A 20,975-nucleotide genomic window follows, 5' to 3' on the forward strand; every position below is an offset into this window, starting at 1 on the left:
TGCCCTACTTTTCAATTAAGTTGTGGCAGATTCTTTTATGAAAGGAAGAATAAGATGATCGTTAAACAAAGATATTTGTTAAAAGATGAAGTTGTTTATTGTAAAGTAACAGATCCTGCTTCCGTTGTCTTAGCAAAATTGAATGATTCTGGCTATCGCTGCATTCCAGTATTAGATGAAGCTTTAGAAAAGTTTGTTGGAAATGCATATAAAGTGGACATTCTTGAGCATCAACTAGAACATGATGAAGATGTATCTATCTCAAATTTACTAACTGACCAAGATGGATTTATTAGTGAAGAAAGTTCTTTTTATCAAGTATTTTTCTCTATTAAACAATTGCCTTACTTAGCAGTGAATGATGAGAATGGATTATTTGCAGGGATACTTACTCACTCCAAAATTTTCGAAATTTTAGAACAGGCTTGGGGTTATAAAACAGGAAGTTGCGCATTAACTCTTGCTTTCCCTGAAACCGACGGGATACTAGCGAAAGCACTAACTGAAATAAAGAAAAAACACCCAATACACTGCGTCTTTTCACTAGATGATAACGAATGGTATTTAAGGAGAGTAATTGTTACACTTAGTAAAGGTGCAACTAGTAAGACAGTGAAAGAAATCGAAACACTACTCCATAAAATAGGCACTCGTATTATTGATGTGGAAGTGTTTGATAAAGAAAATTTCTAAAAAATTCAAGCCACTCCTAAGAGTGGCCGTTTTTATTAATTATCCAAGTTAAATTTATAAATTTTTCTGTCATTTAATTGTTGAATAGGTCGATTATTATGTGAGTAAATTTCTGCAAAAGCTTCAATTTGAATTGCCGACATTTCAACAGGTTTTTCAAAAAGAATCCATGTTACACCTTCAGTACAAGGTGGAGTTGTTAATGATCCACTGTATTGAAATACACTTTTATCTTCAGGTAACACTTCGTTTAAGTCGATTGAACGGTTCACCTCGATTGGTTGACTCGTTATATGTTCGGGTAAAAGTGCCCATAAATCAACTAAGTCTGTATTAACCTTTCCTTCTTTGATAAAAAATCCAATAACTGCTTGTTTGCCATCTTTTGCCTCATGAACAAGATGTCCTTCCATATTATAAGTTTGACCATTTAATTGGTGTTCACTTGGTAAATGAAAATGGATTTGAACAAGTGTGAATTCTTCTCCATCTATCGTTAGTGAATTTTTTCCTGATGGATCCTTAACTTCAATGGTATATCCATTATTTTCAACTAAAAACTTCGTTGGTTTATAATTGATTTCTATCTTTTCAAAACTTCGTTCTTCCCAAACACTATTTTTATCAATGTTTATTGGTGATTGTTCATACCCTCCTCCACAAGCATAATAAGATGGATCAATACTTACCCATTCTTTAGGTCCATTTTCATCCTCGTAAGTCCAGTATACTTGTTTTGCAACACCTTCTTTATTTTCTTGCTGTATTTCTTCAGAGGGAACGTCACTCAATGATACATAGACTATAATTGCAACAACAATTTGTACAGATAATAAAATTAAATAAAATTTAGTTCTACTCAAAACTTAACCTCCTTCGATGTAAATTCACGATGTATTACTAAATTATCCAAAAATATCTAATCTTAACGAAACTTGCTCCTTTTTAACCAAAAAATATGTACCACTATATAAATAGGGAGGTTTTACTTTGAAAATAAAAAGGTTGCCAATTGAAAATTGACAACCTTGCTAGAAACGCTAAAGTAAATAAAACAATCCTCCATTAATTATTTCGACTTTAATTCTTGGATTGAACCGCTCTTTTAATGCTTTTTTTTCGATTTCATAGCATTCTGGCTTTTCTTCCACACCTTCATAGAAGTAATCTAATACTTCTTGCTCTTTTTCCCATCTCATATTTGCCTCATGTGCCCATGTATGATCATCATTTTGAACAATTGATTGAATCATTTCATCTAATCTTTCTAATCCTCTATGAGGTTTAATAATATATGGCAAACAAAATATATTTTCCGGTTGTTCGTTTTGTAACTCGAGCTCGAAAATAGATTCGTGAAAATGGTCCTGTATGTTACCATTGACCAAGTTAATGCCCAAAGAATATAGTTTTTCTTTCGTTTGGTCACAATAATAAGAAATTTTGTAATTTACACAAAAATAAGGCATTAATGTTGGACGATTTCCATTTTCAACAATCGGAACACTTTGATACATTTTAACAAATGCCCCGAGCTCTTTCGTCGCTTTAAATATTTGGTTTAATCGCCTTGAGCCAAAATGGATCATTTCCCCCATAAACTGATTTTCAATTTTGCTTCTGTCTGTAATTAACGTTAATCTTGCTGGATTCGAAGGCATGCCTGTCGTTTCAACATATTGCCAGTAAAACGGCCGATTCATAATTTTTTTATCTATATCTATCGTCAACTGAACCGTCATTATATGCCCTTCATCAGATTCTATTTCACATTTTGTTTCACGAAAAAAGGTGCGTAAATAATCATGAACTTGGGTAGCAAACATTAACTTCATCTCCTCGTAAACATAGTTTCAATACTGATATAGAAAATACTTACGTTGCCAAAATGGCATCAAGATCACCAACAACCTTTTCGAAGACATCGATTTTATCGCCCAACAAATCTAATATTTTCTGTTCAATCGTATCTTCTATCGCTAAATTATAAATATGAACATCGTGTTCTTGGCCAAGTCGATGAACACGCCCTATTCTTTGTTCAATTTTCATCGGATTCCATGGCAAGTCGTAGTTAATAACATGATGACAAAACTGAAGGTTAATCCCCTCACCTCCAGATTCAGTTGCGATTAGTACTTGATCCCTTTCTCTAAATAATTGCTTTACCCAATCTCGCTTACTCTTACTAAACTTCCCGTTAAAGAGGCTACTTGAAATGCCTTTAGTATATAAATACCACTGTAAATATGCTTGTGTTGCTCGATATTCAGTAAAAATAAGAACTTTATCGTTAGCAGCTTCAATAATTTCAAGCACTTTTTCAGCTTTTGAGTTGACTTCTAAAGTCATCATTTTTGCAATAATACTTTCGATATAATCGGTTTCTTCTTTTGTAATACACTTTTCTAGCATTTTATTAAGTGTTAAAAATGTCGCTTCTTTACTACTACACATTTCCTTCAGTAACGTCACCATTGTAAAGGAGCTTTTAAAAACGGATGAAACATTTTTTAAATCGAAAATCATATCGTAAATTTCACGTTCACCTTCAGTAAATATGACTGGGATTGTTTGAACTTTACGACTTGTCCATTCAATTCCTGTATCCTGTCTTCGATTTCGCACCATTACTTGATTCACAAGCTCTTTTAAATATTTCTCCTCTTTTAAAGTGTGTTTTGTTGCTGAAAAAGAAGATTGGAACGATTCAAAATTCCCTAAATGGCCTGGTTTTAACAATGAAACAAGGTAAAATATTTCAAATACATCATTTTGAATTGGAGTTGCGGTAAGTAATAAGCAAAACTTCTTCTTTAAACTTTGCACAAATTCATAAATTTGTGTTTTATGGTTTTTTAACTTATGTGCCTCATCAATAATAATCATGTCATAATCTTGCTCATAAATTTTTTCTCTATGAGGGCTTTTCTTCGCAGTATCCATACTCATAATGACCACATCATATTGATCTAACGGGGTATTCTTTCTATATGGGATTGCTGGGATGAAAAAACGAACGTTAAGTTCTGTGACCCACTGGTTTTGCAGCGAGGCTGGAACTAATATTAGTGCTTTCTTCACTAAACCACGAATCATATATTCTTTCATAATCAACCCTGCTTCAATGGTTTTTCCAAGTCCAACCTCATCAGCTAAAATGGCTTTGCCATTCATTTTTTCAATGACTGTTTGAGCTGCCTCCATTTGATGAGGTAAAAACATTAAATTAGTTAAAAATTTAGGTGCTTGTAACCCTGAAAACTCAGGGATTAAATTCATTTTTTCTATTTCATAACTCATTTTGTATAATGACCAACTATCCCAAGGACCATTTTCCTCAAGTCGTTTGTTAAAATCTTCTCTCCAATTGGACGACCTTTCGATATTCATTTTCGTCACCTCACAATTTCTCTAACTTATTTTGTCCAAAATAGAGAAACATATGTTCACAATTTACTTTTTGAGATTTATAAAGAAAGAAAATACTTTATTAAATTTTTTAAAAATTTCTCAAATCTAGTAAAGTTCTACATGATAGATGAATAGACTATATATAGGATAGGAATATTGTGGTAGAATTTACTTACAAATGCAGCGATTTCAATACGTGAAACTAAGAGGAGGTAATTTTTGTGCCAACAAAAAGAGAATTGTTAGAAGAAATATTGAGGAAAATGGATAGTATTGAACAATCACAAAGTATTATGAACTCTTCAATTCAAGAATTACAATCTTCACATTATAATATGAAGCAATCAATACAAGTATTAGAGTCATTACAAGGCCAAAGCTTCGAACCAAGTGCTCAAATTCAATCACTTGATAGTAGAACAGAATCCCCTTCTTTGGAATCGCAAAATAATCATTTAAACCAAACATTAGCCCTTTTGAAATCTACTCAAAATGTTATTAGTTCGTCTATTTCTGAATTATATTCTGAAATGACTGTTATAAAGTCAACGCTAATGAATCGCGAGACGAAGGATCGAATAATAACAGATAAGATTGATGACACAAAGGCCTCAATCTCAGATGTACAAAAATCAATTAATCAAATGAATAGCAAAGTGACAGAATTACAAACTTCACATATTATGATGAAGTCAAATGTAGATGAAATGAAAACATCACAAGTAGAATTGAAACAATCATTTAACGATATTACTTCTATGACTAGTGAAACTATTACTACTGAAGTTGATTTAACTGCCATCAATGAACTTAAAACTTCTTTTAGTAGTTTACAGAGCTCAATTGATGGAGTGAAAAATTCTATCACTCAAATAAATAACAAAGTTACAGATCTACAAAACTCACAGAGTATAATAAAGTCGAATGTAGATGAAGTAAAAACGTCACAAGTAGAATTGAAACAATCGTTTAGCGAATTAACCTATATGACAAATGAATCTAAATCTACACATATTGAACTGCCAGCTATAGATGAACTTAAAAATACTTTTGGAACAATACAGGATTCAATTGATGGTGTAAAAAATTCAATTTTTGAGCTTCAAGCTGCACAAAGTATTACAAATCTATCTGTTCAAGAAATTCAATCTTCACAAAACAATTTACAAAATGCAGTTGCAGAATTACAAGTATCTAATATCGAATTAAATAACAGTGTGTTCGATATTACAAATTCTCAATCTGAGTTAAAAGAAAACATTACTAAATGGCAAGATTTTGACCGTGCTATAAAGGATTCAATTAACACTAGCCAACAGGATTTACAACCCATCACAACTCAAATTGAAAAATACAGTAATCGCATTAATTTGTTGAAAAATTATATTGACCGACTTCATGAAAATCTAGAAAGAGTATACGATGAAATCGATACAATTAAAGGACATACAATCAAAAACTCTACTTTACTGACGCCATTGAATCATATTGTACCGAAGATTTTGCAAATTGAAACAGATATGAATATATTGAAAAAGCAACTAGAATCAAATTCTTTTCGTGCAACTCAAGAGCTTATAAAAAATATGGATGTTTGAAACACATAACATACAAAAGGCAGAATCCTTAATTGGATTCTGCCTATTTTTAATTCATTTCAGCTATATTTTTTACTCTTTCAACAAACTGGACGACAACTTTATCGGACTTTGATAGTTTTAGCATAATTTTTATAAACCATTTTAAAGGCTTGTTTGATGTCGTATATTTAAAGTACGTTTGGTGATCATCGATTTTTTTCAATTCATATGCTGCAGTAATATCAAACATATTTGCAAGGTTGAATGTAATTTTCAATTGTTTTTCTTCTGGAGTATTTTTATATTCAAGCACCTTTACATCGTACACCACCACTTTTTTACCTTCTTTGTAGCCTTGACGATAAATTGTGCCAATTTTATCATCAGTTATATGAATTGGTTCATTACTAACTACCTGAGGCATAATCTTTTGCATATCTTCTAAATTACCGTCAAAAAACCTCCATATTTCCTCTATGTTTGCGTTTATTTCAATATCTTTAGTCCATGTTTTCAATTGGTATCCCCCAAACTATTACTTCTAATTTCATCATACTTTGTTGAGATTTAACTTTCCATAATTTCACTCTTACAGTGAGTTACCAATTTATTAGTTCTCCTTTTGTTACAAGGTGTGCGTTTGCCAAAGTAATCCTTAGTGAAACACATAAACTATGAAGTGAAATAAGGAATGAGGTGTAAAAAGATGTCGAAAAACGAACATAATGACCACCATGGCACTGGTGCAAAATTCCTTGTAGCTGGTGGATTTATATCTTCACTTGGCGAATTTATTCAAGCTATCGGCGGCTCTCTTCTCGCTGTGGAAAAAATGAGAGCACATAAAAAGATAGAGAAACAATTCAATCATAAAATTAATGACTTAGAAAAAGAAATTCATTATTTAAAAGAAGAAATGAAAGAAATGAAAAAAATGAAAAAAAGTGATATGAAGTAGCTAATGTATATTCTACTTACATATCAGTTATTTCAATGTATTTTTGAAAGTAAGTAGTAATTTCTTTAATTTGTATATTTTGCTCGTCATTCGTAAAAGTATATACACTACAATATTCACATTTCTCATGATTAGAAAGTGTTACAGCTGCATTGACGGCTCCAGCTGTTCCATGTGAAATAATGGATTGTATAAATAATTCTTTGACAGGCAAATTTCCTACCTCCTCCATAAAATCTATTACTTTTTCCTTCCCCTTCAATGTTTGTAACCCTATAATGTGCCATCGAATGTCTTCGGTAATATGATCAAAGAAAAATTGCATATTTCGATTTGACATTTGAATGTTTAAATCTATTAAAAAATTGATGAGTGGAGAATCTCCAACATCTTTTTGAACGTTTACTTTTATTTCATTTTGTACCATGTGTGCTCCTTTTACTAAAAATATCTATCGAATACTATATCTTAATTTTCAGAAAATTACTATTCTATTTTTCAAAAAAATTCTAATACATATTTATTTTTTTTAGTTCAATGTTTTATTGTTTAATATAATTCTCTTCATTGTCAAAAATTGAAAATAGATTTTTGAACAATATGTGAATTGTATCACTATCTATTTTCTTTTATGTTGATTGGGTGTACAATGGTCTCAAGGTTGATATATAACACAATTAATAACAATACATTTATGTGTCAGTGTTCTATAACAAAAATAATAAACTGTATGGAGGCGATCCTAATGTGGGTTGTAACAGTATTTGAAAAAAGTTCAGTTCGAATCTTTAAGTTTACTAAAAAAGAAGAAGCAACAAAAATTCTGCTTGGTTACAAAGGATCTGCCATTTTATCATATACAAACTAAAGACAGAAATAGCAAGATAAAAGTAAGCTTAATTACAGGAGGCAATTGTCCATGTGGGTACTAACAGTTTTTAAACAAGACACTTACCATTTTTTCGAATATGAAACGAAAGAGGAAGCACAAGAAGCTCAAGAAAATACAGAGTTTCCATCAATCATTACATTCACAACTTTATCATTAGTTGCATAATGACAAAAAGAGAGACGCCGTAAAATATCAGGCGTCTCTTTTATTAATTGAAAAAAATTCGACCAACTGTGATGAATAACGCGATGAATAAGAATATACAACTAACTTTTACGTCTTTATATTCTTTACGATTGAAATGAAAGAATATGTTAAACAACATAAGTATTACTAATACAGAAGCTGCAATTTGCGCTATCATTGTTAAACTCTCAAAAATGATTGGTAAAACTAATCCAAAAGCTGCAATAATTTCAATAATTCCAATGAACACAACTAACCCCTGCGGAACATCTCTTACCCAAGGTATATTCGCTCTTGCTATCGGATATTGAAAAGCCTTCAGTACACCGTCCATCATAAACATTAACATTAATGTAATTTGAAAAATCCACAGCACAACATTCATGCAGGCTTCCCCCTTGTCATTGAATGATTCAAATATTGAATTTGCTTAATTAACTGCGAATCACTAATATAATCGTCTATATAGAGTATTCATATCTCTCAATTTTGGGAGTAAGTTTAAAGATGTTTTACGGCAATCTTCAAGTCTTAGACAAGAATAATTTTCAATATGACTTTTTACAAACCACAATTATTTTTAATCACATAACTCTTACAACAACATTTTGTATATATTTAATGGGAGGATCTTTTTCATCACGAATTGACGTCAAAGGAACGTATGACGAGGAGGAAGATAATGAAAGCCTATATTTCAAATCAATATGGTTCACCGGATGTTTTAGAATTGAAAGAGGTTGAAAGACCCAATTGTAATGACAATCAAGTTTTAGTTAAAGTTCATGCAACATCTATAAACTATGGTAATATCGTACTCTTACGAGGAAAACCTTTTGCGGCACGTTTTGTATTTGGTTTAACAAAACCAAAATTTAAAATTCCTGGTGGAGATATTGCAGGAACAGTTGTTGCGATTGGAAAAAATGTTAAACAGTTTCAAGTTGGTGATGAAGTATTCGGAGATTTATCGAGTAGCGGTTGGGGTGGATTTGCAGAATTTGTAGCAGTACCAGAGAATGCAATCTCGCTTAAACCAAAAAATAGTACGTTTGAAGAAGCGGCTGCTTTACCAATGGCAGCTACCACTGCCCTACAAGCACTCAGGCAAAAAGGAAATATTAAAGAAGGCCAAAAAGTACTAATCTATGGAGCCTCAGGTGGTGTTGGTACTTATGCCGTACAAATTGCAAAAGCATTAGGTGCGGAAGTGACAGCAGTATGTAGTACAAGAAATGTTGAAATCATTAAATCTTTAGGTGCCGATCATGTAATAGATTATAAGAAAGAGAGCTTTTCTGAAGAAAATACGTATGATTTAATACTTGGTGTCAATGGATATTTGCCAATTGGAGTGTATTTAAAAGCATTGAAAACAAGTGGGAAGTTTATCCACGTTGGTGGTTCCCCAAAGCAAATGTCTCAAGCAATCTTCCGTTCAATTGGAAATAAAAAGGTGTCGATTTTCTTACAATCACACAAACAAGAAGATTTGAATTTTATTAAAAATCTGTTTGAGGCCGGTCAACTAAAATCAGTTATAGATCAAAGATTTACTTTTCAAGAACTAAAAGAGGCAATGAAATACTTCGAAGAAGGTCATGCGCAAGGAAAGGTACTCATCACATTATAACAATTTGAAACCATTCAACCATTGAATGGTTTTTTGTAGTTATATACCCATTATTATTAAATACCCCTAATTCCTAACATTAAACCTAAATATGCATGCAGTTTGCAAATGATTTTGTGAAATCGTTAACAAATTGAATAATATGTGAATTATTTCACTATCTATTTATTTTTACCATTATTAGGTATACAATGGATTTAGTTGATATATAACAATGTAATTTACAATACAACAATTAATTGATTGTTATATAACAACAGATTATATTTGAGAGGAGATCCTACAATGTGGGTTGTGACAGTTTTCGAGCAAGATTCTTTTCGAATGTTTGAATTTGAGGAAATGAATGAAGCTACTTTAGTCATGGCAAGCTTTAAAGGTTCAGCAATCTTATCTTATACTAAATAAATTTACTTAATGATTGAACGCTAGTAACTATGGAATTTACAGTAAGTACTGTTTGATGATAGAGAAGAAAATATTGGAGGTTTTATACATGTGGGTTGTAACTGTATTCGAACAAAATTCTTATCGAATATTTGAGTTTGTTCAACAGGAAGAAGCGACAAAATTATTAGAAATCTTTAAACATAGTGCAATTTTATCTTATACAAAGTAATTTACTAGTGAGCATCAATACGTTGATGCTCTTTTTTGTACCATTTCCCTTTCATTTTTCGACTCGACCGAATAACTAAAAACCCCTTTTTTACTCCATTCTACACAATTCTTCTATTACGTACCCTTTTTTTGTCATTTTCTTCAAATTAAAATACAAATTATGAACAATTTAAACACTAAATTGTGACAAATTTGTGAACAATGCTTTTTCATGCACAATCCGACAAATTTTTCATATTTTCTATTATACAATGATAGAGCTTTAAGAGATTTGCCCCTACTAAAAGATGAAAAATACTAGACGGAGGAAAGAAATAATGAAAGACTTTTTATTTAAAAAAGTTTTAAAAGTAGCAATTGAAATGAAAAGAAAAGATATGTACAAAAAGGCACATGACTTAGGTTTTACACATCCAGAAACGGTTACTTGTAGTCAAGAGTTAGATGCTTTACTCAATGTATATTCCCATAAAGTAGCGTAATTCTTCATAATTAAAATTAAGTGGAGTGAATTATATAGATCTATTACATATAAATATATGATAGAGCCCAGTTATGTTAGATTAAGTCTACTAACTGGGTTTTTAACCTTTTCTTTGATAGTTTAATATATTAAATATGTAAAACATATTTGCAAATTGGGAGCGCGTCATGACAACAAGAAAATTTCGTCAACCACGCTATTCTTTAATTACCTTTCTTTTGACCATTTCTGGATTGTTTATTTTAATGTGTATGTATATCCCCATACCTTTGACGAATTCTTTCATAAACTTTTTTTCAATTTCTGAAACACAAGCTATTTGGATTGGTAGTTCCTTTTCTTTATGTTATGGTATCTGTTGTTTAATTTATGGACCATATTCAGATCACTACGGTAGAAACATTTTTTTAATTTCAGGAATTATTGTTTTATGCATCATTACATTTATTATTAGCTTTGTAGACCATTACCCTACCTTTATTGTTTTAAGAATACTACAAGCCATTGGGGCTGCAGCATTTGTACCAATATCATTAGTGTATGTTGCAGAATTATTTCCACCTGAAAAACGTTTGACTGCTATTGGTTTTATCACATCCGGTTTTCTTGTGGCAAGTGTCCTATCTCAAATATTTGCGACGTTAGTAGATTATTACTTAGGTTGGCAAGCGATTTTTCTTATACTAGGTATCATTTACTTTGTTCTTACAATTACTTCTATTACCTATTTACCCATAATAAAAAAGATTAAACATAAAAAATCCATTTTTTCAAAGTTTTCTGAAATAAAACTGCTTTTTCGTAGAAAAGAACTGTTATTTTCATTTTCTATTACCTTTTTATTGCTCTTTTCGTTAATTGGCATGTATACAATCTTAGGTAAATATCTTTCCTCATCTCCATTTAATTTTTCTGAAGATAGTATATTATTAGTACGCAGTTCTGGCTTAATTGGAATAGTAGTTACATTTTTCACAAGTTTAATAACAAAGAGATTTGGAGTATATCAAACTTTTCGTATAAGCCTGGTATTTTCCTCTCTAGCGTTGTTGTTAATGGGTTTAAGTTCAATCCCTACCTTCGTTACTATTTTTAGTATTATTTTTATTGCAGGAATTGCACTATTAGTTCCTATCAATATTATGCTAATCAGTTATCATGCCGGTGATCAAAAAGGTACTGCAGTACTATTTAGCATTTATTTTATTTATTGGAGCTAGTGTAGGCCCATTATTAGCTAATTACATTATGCAAATAGGAACTGCTTTGATTGCATTTTCTGTTTTTAGTGGATTTATATTTTTCGGTTTCATTTTATCAATTTCCATAAAAAATAATGAAATATAACTTACGAAACAATTTTCAAAATAGTTCCTAAGTACCTACATTTCATTAGACATAGTTTATTGAAATAAGTTACAAGTTTATTGAATTTTTTTCCTTATATTATAAAAATTTTTATACGAAATGCAGTATTAGGAAAAACAGGTGCAGAAAAAATCCTTTGATATTTCTACACCTGCTTCTCAATAACTAGTTATTTTTGTATTGGATTATCGTTTCCTTCTTTACCTGAGTAATTTTTCTTTGCAGGTACAAAAACAAATTCATTTTCAGGATATCGATAAGTCGTTAATTTTCCGCCAAACACTAATCCTTGATCGATATTGATAGTGTTATTTATGGTCATTGGTTCTCGTTTTGGATCATGTCCCCAAATAATTAATAAGTCATTGTTATGATTAATAAACCAGTCTTTCCTTATAGGCTTACCATTTTGATCGGTTCCAGCGACATCACCATATCTGCAGAAATCTTTAATTCGTGAGTTTTCCTTTCCAATATATTCGCCTTTAATTCCTGCATGGGTACAGACAATTTTATCAACATTGGATTCTTGTAAAATATAATGGGAAGGTGCATTCATCAATAATTCTTTTAGCTGTCTTTTAAATTCTTTAGTCTTTTTTGGATCATTTATCTTTTCGTATTCTAAAAATTCCTGTTCAACTAGTTCATCGCCATGTCTAAGCTGAACTTTCCTTCCATCTAACCATCTAGCTATTTTCCAACCATGATTGCTGTCAGTCATATAAGCCAGTCTTGCGTTAACATGGTTTAGAAAAAATTCCATACAACGCAGCGATTGTGGCCCTCTACTCATCACATCTCCTAATGACACCAACGTTCGCCCTTCTGGATGTCGAAAAAGGCCATCCTCCCCCTCTATATAGCCAAGCTTCACTAACATTTCGAGAAATTCGTCGAAACATGCATGTATGTCACCAATAATATCTACACCTTTACTAATTTCAATTTTCAATTGTTTTTACTCCTTTCATCATTCTAATAGACCATATTCAAACGAAAAAGCACACCACTACTAGTGTGCTTTTTCGGTTAATCTTAAGTTAGATGCCCGCTTAACCTCTACTTTTCGAACGATATAAATGCTTATTTCATATAAACCAATCATCGGAAATAAAATTAATAATTGACTAATAAAGTCAGGTGGTGTTATTAGAGCAGAAACTACAGCCATACTAATATAAGACCATTTCCTGACGTTTTTCATCGAATTTGATGTTAGAATTCCGATGGATGAAAGAAATAAAGCAACAATAGGCAATTCAAATAGTAAACCAATTGGAACTGTCGTCATAATGAGAAAATTTATATAGTCAGTAGCAGTGATCATAATATCAAAATTCATTTCACCTAGACTAATTAAAAACTGGTAACTCATTGGATTCACTACAAAGTATCCAAAGGCGAGTCCAAAAAGAAATAGAAGAAGCATGATTGGTGAGTAAAGTCCGATAAACTTCTGCTCTTTTTCATAAAGACCAGGCTTTGCAAATTGCCAAAGAAAATTACAAATAAAAGGTAAGGATAGACCTAATGATAACGTAATCGAAATAGAAGTATAGGATTTAATTACTTCTAGGGGACCAAGAATGACTAGGCTATGTCCCCTAGATATATAAGGAAACCAAAAATTAATTGTTGAAAAAACCGTAACGAAAAGTGTTACAAAAACAATCGAACTTTTTATGAGCTGCTTCCGTAAATCAACTATATGGTCAAACCATGATTCATTGGGTTCTTTCATTTTGTTTGTTGTATCAAAGTTAATAGCACTTTCTTCTTTTTCAATCATTTCTTCTGGCTCTATATTCTCATCAGTCTCATCGGCCAAGAGTTCTGATTCCTTCTTTTTTTTCTTATCCAAAGGACTTAAATTGTTGTATCCATAAGGATCCATTTCAATCACCTACTATGCATCTTCGGTCTTTTTTACTTCCTTTAAAACAGTTTTCTTATCGTCCTCATCATCTGCAATGGCTTCGCGAGCTGACTTTTTGAATTCGGATAACGTCTTACCTACAGCTCCACCAATTTCAGGTAACTTCTTAGGACCAAAAACAATTAGCACAATGACTAAAATTATGATTAACCCTGGAACACCAATAGAACCAAAACCACCCATAATAAATTCCTCCTATTATTTAGACAAGACTGCCACCAGTTTTACTGTAATTAATAATCCCTTCTGCACAACGGTAAGCTAGTGCTCCAGCAGTTCCAGTAGGGTTATAGCCACCATTGTGTGCAAAGTTCCCTGCTCCTACAACGAATAGATTTTCTGCATCCCAATGTTGCAACCACGGATTCACTACACTAATCGCTGGGTCGTTCCCCATAACAGTTCCACCAGTATTATGAGTCGTTTGATAAGGGACAATATCATAATCGGTTAGAGGATTTGCTGCAACCACAGTTTTTGCGCCCATTTCCTTCATAATTTCAGCAGTCTTCTCTGAAAGGTATTTATGAAGGTTCCGATCTTGTTCTGTAAAATTGTAAGTTATCTGCAATAATGGCACCCCGTAAGCATCTTTATAATTCGGGTCAAGTGACATAAAGTTTTCCTTATGTGGCATAGATGCCCCTTGTCCTCCAATGTTTAATGTTCTTGTATAATAGTGAATTGATGCCTTTTTAAATTCAGCACCCCATGCAGGAGTATCAGGTGGAACTGGATTAAACTGAATTGGACGCTGACCAGTTTGAGTGATCGTTAGACTTGCACCATGGATAAAATCAAGGTTTGAATGGTCAAAAGAATCACCATTGTAATCGTCAATTGTCATTCCCAATGCACCAGCACCCATAAAGGTATTAAATTGTTCATCAAAGAAGCCTGTAGCGCTAGGTAAAATTTGGTAACAGTAATTTCTTCCGAGTGTACCTCTTCCTGTATCAGGATTATACTGCTCTCCTATATTAGACACCATCAGCAGTTTTGCATTATTCAAAACATAAGATGTTAAAACTACAATTTCAGCAGGTTGAATAAACTCTTCACCAGTAACTGTGTCGATAAAACGAACTCCTGTAACTTTATCTCCTTGTTTTAGTACTTCAACTACGTTTGAGTGGAAACGGATATCATAATTACCTGTCTCCAATGCTGTTGGAATAACTGTTATTTCAGCGGAGGATTTCGCTCCATACTCACAACCGAAACGTTCACAGAATCCACAGTATTGACAAGCTGCTATCGTTGAACCGTCTGGATTTGTATAGGATTCAGAAAGGTTTGCAGATGGCATCATGAAAGGATGATAGCCGAGATTTGTCGCTGCTTTTTCAAAACGTTGTAAAATAGGTGTTTTTTTCATAGGTGGTGTTGGGAAAGGTTTTGATCTTTTTCCCCAAAACGGATTATTATCTTCTCCTGAAATTCCGGCTGTATATTCAAATTTAGTGAAATATGGTTCAAGCTCATCGTAAGTGACACCCCAATCTTGAAGTTGGTAGTCGCTACCAAGTTTGTTAGCACCATATTTTTCATCTGTCATTGATTTGATTTGAAAATCGTATGGTAAGAAGCGCCAATTATGACCATTCCAGTGTGTACCAGCTCCACCCAAACCTTCTCCTAATAAGAATGATCCCATCATACGCATTGGAAGTGCATTCATTTTTCTAGTATTACGAAATGTTATTGTTTCTTTTGATAAATTTTGGAATAACTCATAACGAATTGCATAACGAAATTCATCATGAGCCATAAAGAAATCTTCTGTTCCTCGTTTTGCTCCACGCTCTAATCCACGTACTTTTAAGCCCGCTTTTGAACATTCTGCACCAATGATTCCACCTAACCAACCAACACCGACTGTTACAACATCAACTTTATCTAAAGTAGTAGCCATAATTTTATTCCTCCAATTAATGCGTCATACTGCTAATTGACTGTGGCTCAATTTTTTGAAACTCTTCGTTTTCGATTTGTGCGATATAACTCATCTGATGTCCTGGGAATCCTTTCATTTTCCAACCTTCCATGTTTTGATTTCCACTATAGATAGGATCAGCATAAGCTCCCTCAAGTGTTGCTTGACGAAGAAGTTTAAAGAAGAAATCTGACGTTACTGCCAACATTTCTACTTCGCCTTTTTGAAACGCTGTAAGTATTTCATCCATTTGCTCTGGTTCTAATTCGGCAAAACCCATTTGATATCGAGTACGGGCTTCTTCATCCAATTTAGCAATTCCTTGGGTAAAGATTTCAGCACGAGTTAGCCTACTTTGATACCCCTGAGTAGTTGCACCATCTGCAAATGGGCCTTGCATGTATTCTTTCGCGTTCATTCCATAGGCACCAGCCAATTGGTTATCAATAAAATATGGAACACCTAATCCAATTGCACCTGGTCCTATATCATCTTCTGGGAATATACGTTCAGTCGCTTGAGAAAGAACGTTAAATGCAGTCATAGTGGAGAAAAACTTAAGACCAACATTAACTGGATGGTCTGCTGTCTGTCCGCTACTATTATTTCCCTTTTGGTTACCAGTTGTATTGGTAGTGCCCTTATCGCGGTTTACATTGTAACCAACAAGTCCACCTATAATCCCGCCTCCAATTAAAGTACCAGTTGCAATCCCTGTTGTTTTCATGAAGTCACGGCGAGATACGCCTTTTTTTTCATTTACCATGTTGAAGCCTCCAAAGTAGTTAATTTTTAGCTTCTAAAAGTATTGGGAATAATTTAACAAATTAAACAATATTATGCGAAACTTGTATAAAATAATTTACACAAAACTCTACTTGCAAAATATGAATCAATAAATATAATATTTAAATCGATTTTTTCCTTCTTTTTGTTTTTTCCATAAAAAAACTACACCTCCATTGTTAGATGTGTCTAACAATTGGGGTGTAGTTCAATTTAGGTTTGTGTTTAATTCATTAAAGTTTAATAGTCCAGCCAAAAGTATCTTCAATTGTACCGTTTTGAATTCCAGTTAAAGTATCATAAAGCATTTGTGAAACTTCACCGATTTTACCATCATTAATGATTAGTTTCTCATCAAGGTATTTTAACTCACCTACTGGAGAGATTACTGCAGCAGTTCCTGTACCGAACACTTCTTCTAGCGTTCCGTTATGAGATGCTTCAACAATTTCATTAATTGAGATGCGGCGTTCCTCAACTGGAACGTTTTTAGATTTTAGTACTTGAATCATTGAGTCACGAGTAATACCAGCTAAAATACTACCATTTAATTCAGGTGTAATTACAGTGCCATTGATTTTAAAGAAGATGTTCATACTGCCAACTTCTTCGACATATTTATTTTCTTTCCCGTCTAACCAAAGAGTTTGAGCGTAGCCTTCTTTTTCTGCAATTTCTTGCCCTTTTAGAGCACTTGCATAGTTGCCACCAGTTTTTGCTTCACCCGTACCACCTTTTACCGCGCGCACAAACTGTTGTTCAACCATAATTTTAACAGGGTTAATACCCCCTTTATAGTAAGAACCAGATGGTGACATAATAATAATGAACTTATAGTTTTTAGATGGATGTACCCCTAGGTTTGCTTCTGTAGCAATGATGAATGGACGTATGTATAAAGAAGTCCCTAGTGCATTTGGTACCCAATCACGGTCAATCGATACTAGTTGTTTCAATGCTTCTAGTGCAAATTCCTCATCAATAGCAGGAATCACTAAACGTTCATTTGATTTGTTTAAACGTGCAAAGTTTCGATCTGGGCGGAATAATAATACTTCACCATCAACTGTTTTATATGCTTTTAAGCCTTCAAATACAGATTGACCATAATGGAATACCATAGAAGAAGGATACATCGGAATTGGTTGGTACTGAGTTATTTTAGCATCATGCCAGCCTTTACCTTCTGTATATTCTACAATGAACATATGGTCTGTAAAATAATGACCAAAGCCTAATTCATCTACTGCTGGTTTTTCTTTTGGATTTGTTGTTAACTCTGTGCGAATATCTAGCATTGAAATGCCTCCATTGTAATAAGAATGTTCTGAATTTTTAATTGCGAATTCAGCCAATACTTGCAATCTATGCAACTTGTTTGAATAGTACGCTATTCTTACTATTATACTAGCTAAATAGACTTTTCTCTACCTTAGAATTGCACTAATATTCATAATCATCTCTTAATTCTTCTAACATTTGATGAAACTGATTATATGCATCTTCTACTTCTTGCATTTTTGAAAGGAATGCATTACTTTCATAAGGCGTCATCGTTTCTAATGTCTTTTGTGCATGTTTTGCAGCTTCAAGCAACTTTTCATTCATTATTAGCAGTTGATTTTGGACTTGATTTGTTTCATTAATACTAGAGTGGTTATGAATAATCTCTATATTTTCTTCAAGGATTGCTATTTTTTCTGTAATTGCCTCTTGTTGGGCTGTAGGGTGATCTATATTAATACCGTTGTTATAATCTTCGACTAAACCATTAAAAAGAGGTACTGATTTTTCATTATATTGTTCAATCATCCAATTCAACTCATCTAAAACGGGGTCTCTATGAAGGTTAAATAGGGCAACTTTTTTCTTTCCAGTAACATAATCACCTAATCCAACTTGTGTAGCCACATCGATAAAACTATGACTTTTAATCACATTTTGAGGAATCAAAAGAATAGCAAATATGATCCCAGTTGTAATAATTGTTTTAAAAAAGCTTATGAAAAATCCTTCTTTTATTAATGTTTTTGAAGCAGGAATCCACATACCAAGTAGCATTCCAGCAAGCAACCCACCTAAATGTCCAGTTATCGAAATCCCAGGAATTAAGAAAGTTGAAATAATATTAACTGCCGTAATAACAACCATTGGATAGGCAATTTCCTTCGTTAAAAGTGGATGTTGTTTTACCATTAACGCAATATAAATCCCTAAAAATCCAAATACCGCGCTAGATGCACCACTACTCGTAAGATCCGTCGTAAAAAGTAAAGTTACTAGACCACCGAAAAACCCAGTTAGATTAAACAAAATGACAAACCTTATCGTTCCAAATACACGTTCGATGAAGGGAGAAATAATGTAAAGAGCGATTAGATTACTAGCCAAATGTAACACTCCACCGATATGTTGGTATGTCGATGTTAATAAATAAGGAAATTCGGTCCATTCTTTGTTATTCGATTGCATGGCACCAAATTGTCTCGCCGTTTCAAAGTCAGTTGCACCTTTCCCGTATACGTGCGTTAATATGTGGAGAACAATTAATGCAAGTATAATAATTGATGTGGCAGGGAAACGTCTCACATATGTTTTCCAACTACTTTCATATATCACTTTAAAATCACTCCAAATGATTTGGCTTTTGTCCAATTTAAAAATACGCTTTGAATTTCTTTCATGAAAAACAAAGCGCATTTTCCTATTAAAGAGGTAACAATGTTACTCTTTCTTCCTTTTCAAGATTCTCTATCATATCAATCCATTCAGCAGGCTTATTGGATAGTACAGAGTAATAATCTTTTAGAAAATCTGTAATTAAAGATGAAGGTATTTCTGTAACAGTTTCATCTAATGGCATAAAGCAGAAATCAAGACCTTTGACTGCTTCCCCATCATTTTTCCAAGATGGGTGAACATAGTTAAAATTAAGTTTTTTATACCCTAAATGTGACAAGACTTCTCTACGCACAAATGGATTCATTGGCTTAACGCCACCAAAGTCAAAATCTTCTCGAACATATGGGTCATAAATTTCAGCAAACATGCCAAATAATGTTTTTCCATTTTGCTCAGCTAGTAAATGCAAATCCTGCTCACGATTTTTTGCTAAAAAACGACCGATTGATAAGCCAGGTCTTCCGATAATTGTAAAATCCGTCATTGCAATATTCCATGGTGGGTAATAACGATATTCTGTTGCACCAACAACTTCATCATTATGTACTGCAACAAATACACGAATTCCTGGATCTTCTAATGGCTCTTTCCAAAGCTCAAATTCTAAAACTTCCTCTGGTGGGAAAACTTCCCCTAAAAGAGTGTGCATTTTTGCAAAAAGCGGATCCTCGATATTAGTAATACGAATATATTGCATAACCTTTGTCTCCTTTACATCTATAAAAATCATTTTGTAGTAGAATAATTTATATTATAATTTCGATAATAGAAAGACAAATCCTTCTATTTAGCATTATTTCTTATTGTTCATATATGAAGCTATTTTTCTAAATAACGTAAACGTTACACTTCAATGAATTGCAATAGTTCTCCATTGATGCCCTTACACATAATTGTTTTTTTCCCGAAAGCTGTAAGACTTGGCTTATCATTTAAAAATGGAACACCTTTGTCTTGTAATTCATTAATCATTTCTTCGATATCTTCTACAGCAAATGCGATATGATCGATTACACCGTTTACATATGGGCTCTCTTTTTCTTCCAGTTCTTCAATGAGCTCAATTTCCACCTCTGGATGACCGATAATGGAAAGAAATGCAATTTTGCGTTTGCCAGTGTTCGCTGTCGTTCTCAATTGAAAGTTTAATAGGTTCACGTAAAACTCAATGGATTCTTCTAAATTCTTTACAATAATGGCAGTATGCTCGATTTTCTTAATCCCCATGTTAACCTTCCTTTCGCTATTTATATATTAAAAGATAATCTTTAGCAATATGGTATCACACTTAACCTTTTTATAATATTCAGAAGACTGAAAAACTGAAGGTGTTCTTAACTCCATTAGGTATTTTTCTAAAATTTTTTATAAATGACTCAAATGACATTCTATAATTCTTCTTTCCAATTAGATGGAGACTTTTCTTAAATTATTATATATGAATACATTTTAGAAGATTAAACTTTCGTAATTTTGTAAATGATAAATTAAACACAGATAATTGGTATAATCCTTATTATTGAACCTAAAAATCCATTTCAGAGGAATATGATTACATTAAGAGCTTTGCAGAAGTTATCGAAATATTATCATAACTATATTGACAATTTTGAAAAAATCGGTCATATTTAATGGAAATATATTATACAAGCGTATCGAAGAATAGTATGTAGTCATTCAATGAACAGAGAGCGATCGTTCTAGGCTGAAAAACATCGTACCTTAGAATCTACAGAACCTACTTCGCTAGCTTCTAGCAAAACTAGACGCCTTACTCTAGCGTTAATGAGAGTTTAAAGTGGG

At 32.7% G+C, this 20,975-nt stretch carries 25 protein-coding genes; 10 read left to right on the top strand and 15 right to left on the bottom strand.

Features of this window, described 5'->3' with window-relative positions; translation table 11 throughout:
- The first annotated feature begins 54 nt into the window (after positions 1-54).
- Entirely contained in the window at positions 55-693 is a 639-nt protein-coding gene (gene cbpA, locus CD29_RS10870; RefSeq protein WP_036186510.1) for a cyclic di-AMP binding protein CbpA, read from the top strand.
- A 35-nt stretch (positions 694-728) separates the two neighbouring features.
- Here cbpA and CD29_RS10875 read toward each other — a convergent pair whose 3' ends face one another.
- From CD29_RS10875 to CD29_RS10885, 3 genes are all read right to left on the bottom strand, one after another.
- Positions 729-1,556: a carbonic anhydrase gene (locus tag CD29_RS10875; protein ID WP_052124120.1), complete on the bottom strand. Its 828-nt coding sequence runs from the start codon at positions 1,554-1,556 to the stop codon at positions 729-731.
- Positions 1,557-1,733: 177 nt separating this feature from the next.
- Positions 1,734-2,519 (bottom strand): YqhG family protein, encoded by a 786-nt coding sequence (locus CD29_RS10880; RefSeq protein ID WP_036186512.1) that lies wholly within the window; start codon positions 2,517-2,519, stop codon positions 1,734-1,736.
- Positions 2,520-2,568: 49 nt separating this feature from the next.
- On the bottom strand, positions 2,569-4,086 hold the full coding sequence (locus CD29_RS10885; protein WP_036186513.1) for a DEAD/DEAH box helicase: 1,518 nt from the start codon (positions 4,084-4,086) through the stop codon (positions 2,569-2,571).
- Positions 4,087-4,328: 242 nt separating this feature from the next.
- Between CD29_RS10885 and CD29_RS10890 the strand changes: the two genes are divergently transcribed.
- Positions 4,329-5,705: a coiled-coil domain-containing protein gene (locus CD29_RS10890; RefSeq protein WP_036186514.1), complete on the top strand. Its 1,377-nt coding sequence runs from the start codon at positions 4,329-4,331 to the stop codon at positions 5,703-5,705.
- Positions 5,706-5,754: 49 nt separating this feature from the next.
- Here the strand turns inward: CD29_RS10890 and CD29_RS10895 are convergent, their stop codons facing one another.
- Positions 5,755-6,204 carry an SRPBCC family protein gene (locus tag CD29_RS10895; RefSeq protein WP_036186517.1) on the bottom strand — a complete coding sequence of 150 codons (450 nt, stop codon included), beginning with the start codon at positions 6,202-6,204 and terminating at the stop codon, positions 5,755-5,757.
- A 189-nt stretch (positions 6,205-6,393) separates the two neighbouring features.
- On the opposite strand from CD29_RS10895, the gene CD29_RS10900 reads away from it, so the two are divergent.
- Positions 6,394-6,645, top strand: a complete 252-nt coding sequence (locus CD29_RS10900; RefSeq protein WP_036186520.1) for a hypothetical protein — start codon at positions 6,394-6,396, stop codon at positions 6,643-6,645.
- Between the two features lie 16 nt (positions 6,646-6,661).
- Here the strand turns inward: CD29_RS10900 and CD29_RS10905 are convergent, their stop codons facing one another.
- A complete protein-coding gene (locus tag CD29_RS10905; protein ID WP_036186523.1) occupies positions 6,662-7,072 on the bottom strand; it encodes a nuclear transport factor 2 family protein in 411 nt (136 codons plus the stop codon).
- A gap of 318 nt (positions 7,073-7,390) precedes the next feature.
- On the opposite strand from CD29_RS10905, the gene CD29_RS20800 reads away from it, so the two are divergent.
- Complete coding sequence (locus CD29_RS20800; protein ID WP_268870985.1) at positions 7,391-7,513, top strand: hypothetical protein; 123 nt, start codon at positions 7,391-7,393, stop codon at positions 7,511-7,513.
- A 51-nt stretch (positions 7,514-7,564) separates the two neighbouring features.
- Positions 7,565-7,702 (top strand): hypothetical protein, encoded by a 138-nt coding sequence (locus CD29_RS20270; RefSeq protein WP_156111889.1) that lies wholly within the window; start codon positions 7,565-7,567, stop codon positions 7,700-7,702.
- A gap of 43 nt (positions 7,703-7,745) precedes the next feature.
- Here CD29_RS20270 and CD29_RS10910 read toward each other — a convergent pair whose 3' ends face one another.
- The gene (locus CD29_RS10910) at positions 7,746-8,108 is read right to left on the bottom strand and encodes a DoxX family protein (protein ID WP_036186526.1); all 363 of its coding nucleotides are present in this window, start codon (positions 8,106-8,108) and stop codon (positions 7,746-7,748) included.
- A 297-nt stretch (positions 8,109-8,405) separates the two neighbouring features.
- On the opposite strand from CD29_RS10910, the gene CD29_RS10915 reads away from it, so the two are divergent.
- The 5 genes from CD29_RS10915 to CD29_RS10920 all read left to right on the top strand — a co-directional run bounded on the left by CD29_RS10915 (position 8,406) and on the right by CD29_RS10920 (position 11,681).
- Positions 8,406-9,356, top strand: coding sequence for an NAD(P)-dependent alcohol dehydrogenase (locus CD29_RS10915; protein WP_036186529.1), 951 nt, complete (start codon positions 8,406-8,408; stop codon positions 9,354-9,356).
- A gap of 285 nt (positions 9,357-9,641) precedes the next feature.
- On the top strand, positions 9,642-9,764 hold the full coding sequence (locus CD29_RS20805; RefSeq protein ID WP_268870986.1) for a hypothetical protein: 123 nt from the start codon (positions 9,642-9,644) through the stop codon (positions 9,762-9,764).
- Positions 9,765-9,852: 88 nt separating this feature from the next.
- A complete protein-coding gene (locus CD29_RS20810; RefSeq protein ID WP_268870987.1) occupies positions 9,853-9,975 on the top strand; it encodes a hypothetical protein in 123 nt (40 codons plus the stop codon).
- A 319-nt stretch (positions 9,976-10,294) separates the two neighbouring features.
- The gene (locus tag CD29_RS20010; RefSeq protein ID WP_081976227.1) at positions 10,295-10,459 is read left to right on the top strand and encodes an aspartyl-phosphate phosphatase Spo0E family protein; all 165 of its coding nucleotides are present in this window, start codon (positions 10,295-10,297) and stop codon (positions 10,457-10,459) included.
- Between the two features lie 169 nt (positions 10,460-10,628).
- Positions 10,629-11,681: an MFS transporter gene (locus CD29_RS10920; RefSeq protein ID WP_036186532.1), complete on the top strand. Its 1,053-nt coding sequence runs from the start codon at positions 10,629-10,631 to the stop codon at positions 11,679-11,681.
- Positions 11,682-11,998: 317 nt separating this feature from the next.
- Here the strand turns inward: CD29_RS10920 and CD29_RS10925 are convergent, their stop codons facing one another.
- The 9 genes from CD29_RS10925 to CD29_RS10965 form a co-directional block, all read right to left on the bottom strand.
- Positions 11,999-12,784, bottom strand: coding sequence for a metallophosphoesterase (locus CD29_RS10925; RefSeq protein WP_036186535.1), 786 nt, complete (start codon positions 12,782-12,784; stop codon positions 11,999-12,001).
- A gap of 60 nt (positions 12,785-12,844) precedes the next feature.
- Positions 12,845-13,726, bottom strand: a complete 882-nt coding sequence (gene tatC, locus CD29_RS10930; RefSeq protein ID WP_036186538.1) for a twin-arginine translocase subunit TatC — start codon at positions 13,724-13,726, stop codon at positions 12,845-12,847.
- Between the two features lie 12 nt (positions 13,727-13,738).
- Complete coding sequence (tatA, locus tag CD29_RS10935) at positions 13,739-13,951, bottom strand: twin-arginine translocase TatA/TatE family subunit (RefSeq protein WP_036186541.1); 213 nt, start codon at positions 13,949-13,951, stop codon at positions 13,739-13,741.
- Positions 13,952-13,970: 19 nt separating this feature from the next.
- Positions 13,971-15,683, bottom strand: a complete 1,713-nt coding sequence (locus tag CD29_RS10940) for a GMC family oxidoreductase (protein WP_036186544.1) — start codon at positions 15,681-15,683, stop codon at positions 13,971-13,973.
- 16 nt (positions 15,684-15,699) lie between these two features.
- Positions 15,700-16,470 carry a gluconate 2-dehydrogenase subunit 3 family protein gene (locus CD29_RS10945; protein WP_036186547.1) on the bottom strand — a complete coding sequence of 257 codons (771 nt, stop codon included), beginning with the start codon at positions 16,468-16,470 and terminating at the stop codon, positions 15,700-15,702.
- A 253-nt stretch (positions 16,471-16,723) separates the two neighbouring features.
- Positions 16,724-17,788: a branched-chain amino acid aminotransferase gene (locus tag CD29_RS10950; protein WP_197061758.1), complete on the bottom strand. Its 1,065-nt coding sequence runs from the start codon at positions 17,786-17,788 to the stop codon at positions 16,724-16,726.
- A 145-nt stretch (positions 17,789-17,933) separates the two neighbouring features.
- Positions 17,934-19,109 carry a rhomboid family intramembrane serine protease gene (locus CD29_RS10955; RefSeq protein WP_211277459.1) on the bottom strand — a complete coding sequence of 392 codons (1,176 nt, stop codon included), beginning with the start codon at positions 19,107-19,109 and terminating at the stop codon, positions 17,934-17,936.
- Positions 19,110-19,197: 88 nt separating this feature from the next.
- Positions 19,198-19,869 carry a GNAT family N-acetyltransferase gene (locus CD29_RS10960; protein ID WP_036186553.1) on the bottom strand — a complete coding sequence of 224 codons (672 nt, stop codon included), beginning with the start codon at positions 19,867-19,869 and terminating at the stop codon, positions 19,198-19,200.
- Between the two features lie 146 nt (positions 19,870-20,015).
- Positions 20,016-20,399 (bottom strand): VOC family protein, encoded by a 384-nt coding sequence (locus CD29_RS10965; protein ID WP_036186555.1) that lies wholly within the window; start codon positions 20,397-20,399, stop codon positions 20,016-20,018.
- Positions 20,400-20,975 lie beyond the last annotated feature (576 nt).

The organism is Ureibacillus manganicus DSM 26584, assembly GCF_000772945.1.
Taxonomy (GTDB): domain Bacteria; phylum Bacillota; class Bacilli; order Bacillales_A; family Planococcaceae; genus Ureibacillus; species Ureibacillus manganicus.